The sequence below is a fragment of the Actinomycetospora sp. NBRC 106375 genome (assembly GCF_030269665.1).
Classification (GTDB): Bacteria; Actinomycetota; Actinomycetes; order Mycobacteriales; family Pseudonocardiaceae; genus Actinomycetospora.
Window position 1 is genome coordinate 72,639 of sequence record NZ_BSTS01000012.1, and the last position, 10,775, is coordinate 83,413.

Sequence of the window (10,775 nt, forward strand, 5' to 3'; positions counted from 1 at the left end):
CCCGCCCCCGTGCTCGTCCTCGGCGGTCTCGTCCCTCACCGGCCCTCGTACCGCGGCGGGCGCTTCTCGGCGAACGCCGCCGGGCCCTCCTCGGCGTCGTCGGTGCGCATGACCCGCAGGAACGCGGCGTGCTCCCGGGCCATCGCCTCGTCGTGCTCGAGCCCGAGGCCGTCGAGGACGCGGGCGCGGGCCTCGCGGACGGCGAGCGGTCCCCGGTCGGCGATGGAGCGCGCGAGCTCCAGCGCCCGCGGCAGCAGCTCCCGGAGCGGGACGACGCGGTTGACCAGCCCGACGCGGTGAGCCTCGGCGGCGTCGATCGGCTCGCCGGACAGGATCATCTCCATCGCCAGCCCGAGCGGCACGGCGCGCGGGAGCCGCACGGTCCCGCCGGCACCGGGGATGATCGCCCACTTGGTCTCGGCGAGGCCGAACGTCGCGTTCTGCGAGCAGAGGCGGATGTCGCAGGCGAGCGCCATCTCGAGCCCGCCGGCCAGGGCGTGCCCGTTGACCGCGGCGATCAGCGGCTTGGCGCGCTCGGTCGCGGTGAAGCCGCCGAAGTTCCACGGCGGGTCCTCGCCGGCGCGCACGCGGTGGCGGTAGGTCGGGATGAGGCGCTTGAGGTCGGCGCCGGCCGAGAACGTCGTGTCGCCGGCGCCGGTGAGCACGGCGACGAGCTTGGTGTCGTCCGACTCGAACGCGAACACGGCGTCGCCGAGGGCCGCCTGGTGCTCGGGGTCGAGCGCGTTGCGGGCCTCCGGGCGGTCGATGGTCAGGACGGTGACGCGCGGGTCGGTGGCGTCGTCCTCGACGCGGATCGGCATGTCAGCGCCGCGCGAGCCGGCGCGCACCACCGGGCGTCGCGGTCGGGAGCCCGTAGTGCTCGAACACCGCCGGCTCGTCCTCGGCCGCCAGTTCGCCGTCGGTGTCGATCGACGGTGCGTGCTTGGCGAGGTCCTTCGCGACGGTCACGCGCACGTGGTCGGGCGCCACCGTCGCCCCCGCCAGCGGCACGAACGCGAGGCGCCGGCGGCCGATGATGCCGACGACGACCGTCGCGAACGCGGGCTCGTCGGAGAGCGTGTCGACGTAGATCGCCTCGAGATCGCCGATCTTCCCGCCGGTCGGGTCGACGACGGCCTTGCCCTGCCAGTCGCGGATGTTCTCCGCCTCGAAGCCCATGGGCCGGAGCTTAAGGGCCCGCGGGCGATCAGCACGCGTCGTCGGCGGCGGTCCGGTAGGCCCAGCGCCCGCCGGAGCCGGGGACGTGGCGGGCGGGCAGGCGGCGGTCGCCCTCGAGCGGCGGCAGGGGGCGGGACCGCTCCATGGTCCGCAGGGCGCTGACCACCCGGCGGACGACAGGACCCGCGGGCAGGTCGCCGGCGACGGCGGCGTGGATGTCGGTGCTGATCAGCTCGCCCACCGGTCCCGGGTAGGCGTGCCGGGCGTAGCGGGCACACCGCAGCGCCGTGTCCGCCTCAGCCGGGCCGATCACGGGTGCGCCCGTCCCGTTCCGCGCGGCGGCGTGGGTGACGAGCAGGGCGGTCGGGTCGGGGCGCGCGGCGAGGTCGGTCATGCCCGGGAGAACACCGTCGGCCCGGTGACCGCGGCAGTTCAGCGGCGCGGCGAGGAGAGGATCCGCACCGCGAGCGCCTCGGTGATGCCGAGACGCGGCGTGTTCTCGCGGGCCCGCGCGGCGATCTGCCGCGGCGAGAGGCCCATGTCGGCGTAGAGCCGGACGATGTTCTCCTGGGCCGGGGTCCAGGCCGGGGTCCAGGCCGGGGTCGCCGGGCGTGCCGTGCGGGTGGGCCGGGTGGGTCGGGTCGTCGGGCGTCGCGGCGCCGGGACCCGCGGCGTGTCCTGGTGGACCGTCCCGAGCCCCGTGTTCTTGGTCGCGAACTCGCCCGCCGCCGCCCGCGCGGCGATGTCCTCGGGCTCGGCGACCCGGTACGCGTCGCCGCTCTTGTTGACGGCCACGGCGGTGACCGTCGGGCCCTGGCGGTACTGCGCCTGGCAGGCCGGGGCCGTGCAGTAGGTGTAGCCCAGCTCGGTGCGCTCCGCGGGGATCTCGCGGCCGCACCCGATGCAGTTGCTTGTCATCGTGCGATCGATTCTACTCCGGACACTAGACGGCGGAGGATCACCGACGGCTCCACGGAGATCACGAGCACCTCATCCACCTCGGCCGCGGCGGCCGCGTGCACCACGCGCTCCTGATCATCAGGAGCGCCCGCCTCAGCGCGACGTCGCCGCGATGGTCGCGCTACCCAGGACGACGTCGCCGCCGGAGTCCGGGCGGTAGAACACCGCCGCCTGCCCCGGCGCGACGCCGCGCAGGGGCTCGGCGAGCGCGACATCGACGCCGTCGTCGACCACCCGGACCGTCGCCGCCGAGAGCCCGCCGTGGGCGCGGACCTGGACCACGCAGTCGGTCGGCACCTCGCCCAGCCACACCGGAGCGGCGCAGTGCAGCACCGTCACGTCCAGCTCCTCCGCCGGTCCGACGCGCACGGTCCGGCTCACCGGCTCGAGGCTGAGCACGTAGCGCGGCCGGCCGTCGGGCGCGGGGCGCCGGATGCCGAGGCCGTGGCGCTGGCCGACGGTGAAGTCGTGGACGCCGCGGTGGTGGCCGACGACCTCGCCGGCGGTGTCGACCATCTCGCCGGGAGCGTCGTCGATCCGCTCGCCCAGGAAGCCGCGGGTGTCGCCGGACGGGATGAAGCAGATGTCGTGGCTGTCGGGCTTCTCGGCCACGACGAGCCCGCGCTCGGCGGCCTCGGCGCGGACCTCGGTCTTCGGGCTCGCGCCGAGCGGGAAGATCGCCCCGGAGAGCTGGTCGGGGCGCAGGACGCCGAGGACGTAGGACTGGTCCTTGTCGGGGTCGGCGGCCCGGCGGAGCACCCCGCCGGAGGAGAGCCGCGCGTAGTGCCCGGTCCCGACGGCGTCGAAGCCCAGCGCCCGCGCCCGCTCGAGCACCGCCGAGAACTTGATCTTCTCGTTGCAGCGCAGGCAGGGGTTGGGCGTGCGGCCGGCGGCGTACTCGGCGACGAAGGGCTCGACGACGTCGTCGCGGAACCGCGCGGCCATGTCCCAGACGTAGAACGGGATGTCGAGGACGTCGGCGCAGCGCCGGGCGTCGCGGGAGTCCTCGACCGAGCAGCAGCCCCGGGCGCCCTCGCGCATCGTCGCGGGCTTCGCCGACAGCGCGAGGTGCACGCCGGTGACGTCGTGCCCGGCGTCGCGCAGCCGGGCCGCCGCCACCGCCGAGTCGACGCCGCCGCTCATCGCGGCCAGCACTCTCACCGTGCGCTCCGCGCACGTGAGCAGTTCGGACGGCTATCGCTGTCCGAACTGCCCACCTGGCCGACGGCCACCATCACGACCGGGCCAGCGCGTCGCCGGCGCGGCGGGCGCGCTCGACGACCGGGCCGATCGCCTCGACCACGGCGTCGACGTCGGCGGCCGTGGAGTTGTGGCCCAGCGAGAAGCGCAGGGACCCGCGGGCGAGGTCCTCGTCGAGGCCCATGGCCAGCAGGACGTGGCTGGGGCGGGCGACGCCCGCGGTGCAGGCCGAGCCCGTCGAGCACTCGATGCCGCGCGCGTCGAGCAGCATCAACAGGCTGTCGCCCTCGCAGCCGGGGAACGACAGGTGCGCGTTGCCGGGCAGGCGCTCGCCGGGGCGGTCGAGCGGTACGCCGTTGAGCCGCGCGTCGGGCACCGCGGTCACCACCCGGGCGACGAGGTCGTCGCGCAGGGCCGTGAGCACGGTGGTCCGGCGCGAGACGTCGGCGACGGCGGCGCGCACGGCGGTCGCGAGGCTCATCGTGCCGGGGACGTCGAGGGTGCCCGAGCGGACGTCGCGCTCCTGCCCGCCGCCGTGCAGCAGCGGGGTGCAGGCGGCGTCGCGGCGCAGCAGCAGCGCGCCGACCCCGACCGGCCCGCCGAGCTTGTGGCCGGTCAGCGAGAGGGCGTCGACCCCGCTCGCCGCGAAGTCGACGGGCACGGCGCCGACGGCCTGGACGGCGTCGGTGTGGATCGGCACCCCGCAGGAGTGCGCGACCTCCGCGAGCGCGGCCACGTCGTTGACGGTGCCGACCTCGTTGTTCGCCCACATCACGGACACGACCGCGACCTCGTCGCCGTGGTCGGCGAGCAGGGCCTTCAGGGCGGCCGGGTCGGCGCGGCCCTCGGGGTCGACGGGCAGGACGTCGAGGACCGCGTCCTCGTGCTCGGCGAGCCACTCCCCGGCGTCGAGCACCGCGTGATGCTCCGCGGCGGAGACGACCACCCGGGTGCGCCGCGGGTCGGCGGCCCGGCGCGCCCAGTACAGACCCTTCAGCGCGAGGTTGTCGGCCTCGGTGCCGCCGGTGGCGAGCACGACCTCGGACGGCAGGGCGCCGACGGCCTCGGCGATGGTCTCGCGCGACTCCTCGACCGCCCGGCGCGCCCGGCGTCCCGCCGAGTGCAGCGACGACGCATTGCCGACGCGCCCGAGCGCCTCGGTCAGGGTGGCTGCCGCCTCGGGCAGCATCGGCGTGGTCGCCGCGTGGTCGAGGTACGTCATCGACCGGCCAGCGTAATCCCCTCGCGCGCGGCTGGTCTCCCCTGATCGGTACCGACCCGTGCACCGACGGCGACCTCGTGGTCACGCAGTGGTCACACACGGGCGCGCGCACTAGCGTCGCGGCCGGTCACGTCCGTCGCCGGGACGGGGATCGGACCAGCCACCGGTCGTCGCGGGAGGCCCCATGACCGAGGACACACGGGACGGGGTCGGCTACTGGGCGCCGCAGTGCCCGGCCGGCGCCCACGACGACCCCGGGTTCCGGCGGGACCACTTCGACCCGCTCTCGGAGACCCTCACCCGGGGCCGGTACGTGCGCGTCGCCGGGGAGATGGCGCAGAGCTGCCCGGTGACCCACACCGACGGCTACAAGGCCGGGATCTGGACGGTCTCTGGGTACGAGGAGATCCAGGACGTGCACCGGGCCGAGGGGACGGCGTTCTCCGCGTTCCCCGTGCTGCTCCAGGACCTCGGCAACACCCGGCCGGTGATCCCGATGGAGTCCGACCCGCCGCTGCACCGCCAGTACAAGCAGATCATCGCGCCGCCGCTGTCGCGGTCGGCGCAGGCGGCGCGCGAGCCCGCCTACCGCGAGGTCACGCGCACGCTGCTCGACGCGGTCCTCCCCCACGGCCGCGCCGAGCTGTTCGGTCAGTTCTGCACGCCGCTGGCCGCCCACTCGCTGATGGAGGCGATGGGGGTCCCCGGCCCCGACCGCGGCCGCCTCGCCGAGCTCGCCGTCTCACTCGTGCGCGGCGAGGGCGCCGACGGCGCGGCGGCCGCCGAGGTCTACGACTTCTTCGGCGGGCTCGCCGCGCAGCGCCGGCGGGCGCCGGGCGAGGACATCGTGTCGCTGCTCTGCGCGGCGACGGTCGACGACCGGCCGCTGACCGAGACCGAGATCCTCGACTACTGCATGATCCTGCTGCCCGCCGGCTTCGAGACCACGGCGTCGACGATGAGCTTCCTGTTCCTGCTGCTGGCCGAGCGGCCCGACGTCGCCGAGCGGCTGCGCGCCGAGCCCGCCCGCATCCCCGACGCGATCGAGGAGCTGATGCGCTACGCCACGCCGACGCGCTCGCACACCCGCACCGTGACCGCCGACTGCGTCATCGGCGGGCGCGAGCTGCGCACGGGCGAGCGCGTCTACCTCAACTGGGCGGGGGCCAACCACGACCCGCGGACGTTCCCGCGCCCCGACGAGATCGACCTGGACCGCCGCCCGAACCGGCACATGGCCTTCGGGTTCGGCTCCCACGTCTGCGTCGGGATGCACCCGGCACGCGCCGAGATGAAGGTCGCCCTCGAGGAGGCCCTCGCCGCGATGGACGACCTCCGCCTCACCGACCCCGCCGACGTCGTCGAGACGATCGGGACCACCTGGGCGATCTCGCACCTGCCGGTGACGTTCACACCCCTGCGCTGAAACGACCGAAGGGCACCCTCGCTCGAGGAGATCGAGCGAAGGTGCCCTTCGGTCAGAAAGACAGGGCGCGCCTACGAGCTGCGCTTGCCGACCTCCTCGCTCAGCTGCGGGCTGATCGAGAACAGGTCGCCCACGACACCGAAGTCGGCGATCTCGAAGATCGGGGCCTCGGGGTCCTTGTTGACCGCGACGATCGTCTTCGAGGTCTGCATCCCGGCGCGGTGCTGGATCGCGCCGGAGATGCCGAGCGCGATGTAGAGCGACGGCGACACCGTCTTGCCGGTCTGCCCCACCTGGAACTGGTTGGGGTAGTAGCCCGAGTCGACGGCGGCACGCGAGGCGCCGACGGCGGCGTGCAGCGAGTCGGCGAGCGTCTCGACGACCGAGAAGTTGTCGGCCGACCCCACACCGCGGCCACCGGCGACGACCACGTTCGCCTCGGTGAGCTCCGGGCGGTCGCCGCCGACGATCGGCGCGCGGTTCGACACCTTGGCGGACGTCGCCTCGTCGATCGCCGGGACGTCGACGGTCTCCTGGGCGCCGGCGCCCGCGTGCTCCTCGGGCTCGATCGAGCCGCCGCGCCACGAGATCACCGCGGTATCCGTGGTCGCGCGGGCCGAGACGGTGAAGGCGCCACCGAAGATCGAGTGGGTGCCCTCGCGCTCGCCGTCGAGGTCGACGACGTCGTTGAGCCAGCCGGAGTTGGTGCGCACGGCCAGGCGGCCGGCGACCTCGCGCCCGTCGGCGCCCGCGGCGACGAGGACCGCCGGCGGGGAGACCCGCTCGACGAGGGCGGCCAGCGCGTCGACCTGCGGGGTCGACAGGTAGTTGACGGCGTCGTCGGACTCCGCGACGTAGATCTTCTCGGCGCCGTGCGCCGCGAGACCCTCGGCGAGCTTCGCCGCCGTGCCGGGCGTGCCGACGACGACCGCGGACGGCTCGCCCAGCCGGCGCGCGGCCGTGAGCATCTCGTAGGTGTTCTTCTTGATCTCCCCGTCGACGTGGTCGACGAGGACCAGGACCTCAGCCATGGGTTCTCCTCTTCGCAGTCAGGGGGTGATCAGATGAGCTTCTGGCCCACGAGGAACTCGGCGATCTTCGTGCCGCCGTCGCCCTCGTCCTCGACCTTCTGGCCGCCGGACTTGGGCGGGCGCGGGGCGAAGGAGTCGACCTGGGTCAGCGAGCCGGCGAGGCCGACCTCGCCCGCGTCGAGCCCGAGGTCCGCGATGCCGATCGCGCTGACCGGCTTCTTCTTCGCGGCCATGATCCCCTTGAAGGAGGGGTAGCGCGGCTCGTTGATCTTCTCGCCGACGCTCACGACGGCGGGCAGCGCCGAGGTGACGTCGCACGTGCCCTCGTCGGTCTCGCGCTTCACCGTCGCGGTGCCGTTCTCGACGGTCAGCGCGTTCGCGTGGGTCAGCGACGGCCAGCCGAGCACCTCGCCGAGCATCGCGGGCACGGCGCCGCTGCGGCCGTCGGTGGCCTCGTTGCCGGCCAGCACCAGGTCGACCTCCCCGACGGTGCCGACGGCCTTGGCCAGCACCTTGGCCGTGGTCACGGCGTCGGAGCCGTGCAGGGCCTCGTCGTTGACGTGGACGGCCTTGTCCGCGCCCATCGAGAGGGCCTTGCGGATGGCGTCGGTGGAGCGGTCGGGCCCGACCGTCAGGACGGTGACCTCGGCGTCGCCGGCCTCCTTGATCTTGAGCGCCTCCTCGACGGCGCGCTCGTTGATCTCGTCGAGCACGGCGTCGGTCGACGCGCGGTCCAGCGTCTTGTCGGAGTCGGAGAGCGTGCGCTCCGACCAGGTGTCGGGCACCTGCTTGATCAGCACGACGATGTTCATGGGCGTTCTGCGACCTCCTGTGCTCGCATCGTCCGGCCGAGCGCCGGGGCTACCGCCCGGTAACGTACTCGTCGGTAACCTGCGTTCTGCCCCGACTCTCCCACGCCTGATCGGGAAAGGCACGGTGGCGTATCCCTCTCATGTTACTGACGAGTAGGGTGTAGGGCCCTACTCGGCAGTAACCCGAGGGTGTCCGAAACGGGCGATATGCTGGCGGTCAGCGGGGCGGAGAGACCGCCCCGCCCGCCCCTCAGGAGACGTCGTGCCCGGTCTGTTCCAGAAGGTGCAGGAGTTCCTGCGCAGCCCGCAGGGTCGCAAGTACGCCGACCAGGCGAAGCGCTACGCGCAGGACCCGAAGAACCGTCAGAAGGCCCAGGACATGGTGAACAAGTTCCGCGGCAAGGGCGGCGGGCAGCACTGAGGGCCTCCCGGCCGGTGTCGCTCGCGCAGCGACGCCGGCCGGGGACCGCTCGTCCGGGTCAGCCCAGGTAGTCGCCCATCCGGCGGAAGTAGTCGCCGGCGACGTGCTCGACGCCCCGGGCGTCGAGCACGCGCTGGAGCACCAGGCCGTACTGCCGGCCCCGCCAGGCCTCGGGCCCCGCGACGACGATGACGCCCCGGCCCTCGCGGGCGAAGACGCGCCCGATCGTCCCGCCGCAGCGTTCCCGCGACACCGAGGCCTCGAGCACCCGCAGCCGCTCGCCGGAGTGCAGGCACCACGCGTTCGGGTACGGCCCGGTCTGCGCCCGCACGAGGTTGACGAGGTCCCGCGCGGACCGGTCCCAGTGGATCCTGTTGTCCGGGTCGGCGCGCTTGTGGAAGAACGACGCGTGCTCGGGGTCCTGGCGCAGCCAGTCGTGCGGGCCGAACTCGATGCGGTCGAAGGCGTCGAGCGAGAGCGGCCCGAAGAGCGGCACCGTGCGTGCGAAGAGGTCCTCGGTGGTGTCGGTCGGGGTCACCGGCACGGTCCGCTGGGTGATGATGTCGCCGCGGTCGAGATCGGCGTCCATCCAGTGCGCGGTGATCCCGACCTGGCTCTCACCGTTGATCAGCGCCCAGTTCAGCGGGGAGAAGCCCGCGTAGCGCGGCAGCAGCGAGTCGTGGGTGTTGACGGTGCCGCGCGCCGGCGCGGAGAACACCTCCGGGCTGATCCAGGTGCGCCAGTTGCAGGCCAGGCCGATCTCGGCGCCCGACTCGCGGATCGCCTCGACCAGCTCGGCGTCCACGGCCTTCTCGCGGTAGAGCACGGGGATGTCGTGCTTGCGGGCGAGGTCGCCCATCGACTCGTCGAAGATCTCCGGTGCCCACTCCCCCTCCTCGGGGTGGCTGACGGTCAGCACGACCTCGTGGCGGGAGTCGAGCAGCGCGGCGAGGAGCTGGGCCCCCCACTTCTGGAACCCGAACAGGACGACGCGCATCAGCCGGCCTCCGCCGCGGTGCGCTCGCGCAGGCTGCGCGGCCGCAGGTCGGTCCAGTGCTCCTCGACGTAGGACACGCAGGCCTCCCGGGTCTCGCCCTCGGGCGGGGCACCGAACACGACCCGCCACCCGGCGGGCACGTCGGCGAACACCGGCCAGAGGCTGTGCTGGTCCTCGTCGTTGACGAGGACCAGGAAGCGCCCGTCGGCGTCGTCGAAGGGGTTGGTCATGATCGGCTCCCGTCCGGTCGGGGGTGCAGCGGGATCAGGGGGTCGACTCGATGCCGAGCGCCGCCAGGAGGGTGCGGAACGTGGCGCCGGTACCGGCGAGCTCGGTCTCGGGCCGGCACCCCGCCGCGACCAGGGCCCCGGCCGACAGCCGCACGTGCCGCCCGCGGATCCCGGCGCAGGGGGCGGTCACGACCCACTCGCCGTCGCCGTCGGCGGCGCACCATCCCGCGGCGGCACCCAGGTGGCCACGATCGGCCTGCTCGAGGTCGTCGACCACGGCGCGGGCCACCTCGGGCGGGTCGCCCCAGGTCCCCGCGCCCGGGCGCAGGACCTCGGCCAGCTCGAGCGCCGTCGGGCGGGGCACCCGGAGGCGGCCCTCGACGCGGCTCACCAGGCGCCACCGCCGGGCCGTGGGCACGAGCGCGGGCGCCGTGGGCACGTCGAGGTGGTCGCACCAGGGGGCCAGTCGCTCGGCCGCCCGGGCGACGGCCACGGCGTGGGTCGTGAGGTCGGCCTGCGCCGCGAGCTCGCGGCCGCGCCGGACGTCCTCGTCCGGGTCGGCGCTGCGCCACGCGGTCCCGGCGAGGGGGGCGCTCACGACGCGGTCACCGTGCCGGGCGACCAGGAGCTCGTCGCCGAGCCCGACCAGCGAGGAGCCGCCGCGGTCGTCGAGGTCGACGCGGACGGCCGAGGCGTCGTCGTCGGGATCGACGAGCGCGGACAGCAGTTCGTCCGGGTCCACCGGGCGGGGCGCGACGAGCGCGAGCGCGCGGGCGAGCACGACGCTCCCGACCTCGCCGTCGGCGATCAGCTCGAGGGCGCGGTGCACGGCGGCCGCGTACCGCGGGGGTGCGGGCTCCGGGCGGACGTCCCACCCGGCGGCCCGCGCGTCCCGCGCGGGCGGCGGCGGCGCCGGGGCCCGCCGCGCGCGGCGCTCCCAGGCGACGGGGACGACGAGCCGCCCGGGCCGTCCGTCGTCGGCGCCCAGGACCCCCGTCACGAGCGGGTCCGCCACGCCCTCCGCGTGCAGTCGGGCCACCACGGCCGCGGCCCCGGCCCGCCCGGTCGCGGGGTCCGGCTCGACCGTCGTGCGGACGCCGGTGGCGTGCAGCTCGCCGGACGGGAGGACGAGCACGGAGCGCGCGACCCCGGGGGCGGGCGCCGGGCCGGGGGGCGACGCGAGGCACTCCGGCGAGCTCTCCGTACGGTCCGTGCCGACAGTGCTGTCCGTGGGTGCACCCGTGGGCGTCGTGGTCACGAGCGTCCTCCTCGACGGCCCGGAGCCGACGTTGACTTA

13 protein-coding genes are annotated in these 10,775 nt (G+C 74.7%); 2 read left to right on the top strand and 11 right to left on the bottom strand.

The features are described from left to right. Positions 1-35: 35 nt before the first annotated feature. The 6 genes from QSK03_RS20595 to QSK03_RS20620 form a co-directional block, all read right to left on the bottom strand. Positions 36-821, bottom strand: a complete 786-nt coding sequence (locus QSK03_RS20595) for an enoyl-CoA hydratase/isomerase family protein (RefSeq protein WP_285655980.1) — start codon at positions 819-821, stop codon at positions 36-38. Between the two features lies 1 nt (position 822). Next, entirely contained in the window at positions 823-1,179 is a 357-nt protein-coding gene (locus QSK03_RS20600) for a PRC-barrel domain-containing protein (RefSeq protein ID WP_285655983.1), read from the bottom strand. A 28-nt stretch (positions 1,180-1,207) separates the two neighbouring features. Next, positions 1,208-1,573: a hypothetical protein gene (locus QSK03_RS20605; protein WP_285655985.1), complete on the bottom strand. Its 366-nt coding sequence runs from the start codon at positions 1,571-1,573 to the stop codon at positions 1,208-1,210. A 38-nt stretch (positions 1,574-1,611) separates the two neighbouring features. Further along, entirely contained in the window at positions 1,612-2,097 is a 486-nt protein-coding gene (locus QSK03_RS20610; RefSeq protein WP_285655988.1) for a hypothetical protein, read from the bottom strand. A 135-nt stretch (positions 2,098-2,232) separates the two neighbouring features. Beyond that, on the bottom strand, positions 2,233-3,300 hold the full coding sequence (gene mnmA / locus QSK03_RS20615; RefSeq protein WP_285655991.1) for a tRNA 2-thiouridine(34) synthase MnmA: 1,068 nt from the start codon (positions 3,298-3,300) through the stop codon (positions 2,233-2,235). Between the two features lie 73 nt (positions 3,301-3,373). Further along, a complete protein-coding gene (locus QSK03_RS20620; protein WP_285655994.1) occupies positions 3,374-4,561 on the bottom strand; it encodes a cysteine desulfurase family protein in 1,188 nt (395 codons plus the stop codon). 184 nt (positions 4,562-4,745) lie between these two features. Here QSK03_RS20620 and QSK03_RS20625 point away from each other — a divergent pair, with 184 nt between their 5' ends. Continuing rightward, on the top strand, positions 4,746-5,987 hold the full coding sequence (locus QSK03_RS20625; RefSeq protein WP_285655997.1) for a cytochrome P450: 1,242 nt from the start codon (positions 4,746-4,748) through the stop codon (positions 5,985-5,987). Between the two features lie 71 nt (positions 5,988-6,058). Here QSK03_RS20625 and QSK03_RS20630 read toward each other — a convergent pair whose 3' ends face one another. Further along, on the bottom strand, positions 6,059-7,018 hold the full coding sequence (locus QSK03_RS20630; protein WP_285656000.1) for an electron transfer flavoprotein subunit alpha/FixB family protein: 960 nt from the start codon (positions 7,016-7,018) through the stop codon (positions 6,059-6,061). Between the two features lie 29 nt (positions 7,019-7,047). Beyond that, the gene (locus QSK03_RS20635) at positions 7,048-7,830 is read right to left on the bottom strand and encodes an electron transfer flavoprotein subunit beta/FixA family protein (RefSeq protein ID WP_285656003.1); all 783 of its coding nucleotides are present in this window, start codon (positions 7,828-7,830) and stop codon (positions 7,048-7,050) included. 262 nt (positions 7,831-8,092) lie between these two features. Here QSK03_RS20635 and QSK03_RS20640 point away from each other — a divergent pair, with 262 nt between their 5' ends. Continuing rightward, complete coding sequence (locus QSK03_RS20640; RefSeq protein WP_285656006.1) at positions 8,093-8,251, top strand: hypothetical protein; 159 nt, start codon at positions 8,093-8,095, stop codon at positions 8,249-8,251. A gap of 58 nt (positions 8,252-8,309) precedes the next feature. On the opposite strand, the gene QSK03_RS20645 is transcribed toward QSK03_RS20640, so the two are convergent. From QSK03_RS20645 to QSK03_RS20655, 3 genes are read right to left on the bottom strand one after another with little or no spacing between them, the layout of a single operon-like run. Next, complete coding sequence (locus tag QSK03_RS20645; RefSeq protein ID WP_285656009.1) at positions 8,310-9,248, bottom strand: methionyl-tRNA formyltransferase; 939 nt, start codon at positions 9,246-9,248, stop codon at positions 8,310-8,312. Then, a complete protein-coding gene (locus QSK03_RS20650; protein WP_285656012.1) occupies positions 9,248-9,478 on the bottom strand; it encodes an MbtH family protein in 231 nt (76 codons plus the stop codon). Before QSK03_RS20650 ends, QSK03_RS20645 begins: the two co-directional genes overlap by 1 nt. A gap of 34 nt (positions 9,479-9,512) precedes the next feature. Then, positions 9,513-10,736: a chorismate-binding protein gene (locus QSK03_RS20655; RefSeq protein ID WP_285656015.1), complete on the bottom strand. Its 1,224-nt coding sequence runs from the start codon at positions 10,734-10,736 to the stop codon at positions 9,513-9,515. Positions 10,737-10,775: the final 39 nt, after the last annotated feature.

Coding starts and splice junctions, on each gene's coding strand:
- QSK03_RS20630 (WP_285656000.1), bottom strand. CDS start 7,018: ATGGCTGAGGTCCTGGTCCTCGTCGACCACGTCGACGGGGAGATCAAG.
- QSK03_RS20595 (WP_285655980.1), bottom strand. CDS start 821: ATGCCGATCCGCGTCGAGGACGACGCCACCGACCCGCGCGTCACCGTC.
- QSK03_RS20605 (WP_285655985.1), bottom strand. CDS start 1,573: ATGACCGACCTCGCCGCGCGCCCCGACCCGACCGCCCTGCTCGTCACC.
- QSK03_RS20625 (WP_285655997.1), top strand. CDS start 4,746: ATGACCGAGGACACACGGGACGGGGTCGGCTACTGGGCGCCGCAGTGC.
- QSK03_RS20600 (WP_285655983.1), bottom strand. CDS start 1,179: ATGGGCTTCGAGGCGGAGAACATCCGCGACTGGCAGGGCAAGGCCGTC.
- QSK03_RS20645 (WP_285656009.1), bottom strand. CDS start 9,248: ATGCGCGTCGTCCTGTTCGGGTTCCAGAAGTGGGGGGCCCAGCTCCTC.
- QSK03_RS20610 (WP_285655988.1), bottom strand. CDS start 2,097: ATGACAAGCAACTGCATCGGGTGCGGCCGCGAGATCCCCGCGGAGCGC.
- QSK03_RS20620 (WP_285655994.1), bottom strand. CDS start 4,561: ATGACGTACCTCGACCACGCGGCGACCACGCCGATGCTGCCCGAGGCG.
- QSK03_RS20635 (WP_285656003.1), bottom strand. CDS start 7,830: ATGAACATCGTCGTGCTGATCAAGCAGGTGCCCGACACCTGGTCGGAG.
- QSK03_RS20650 (WP_285656012.1), bottom strand. CDS start 9,478: ATGACCAACCCCTTCGACGACGCCGACGGGCGCTTCCTGGTCCTCGTC.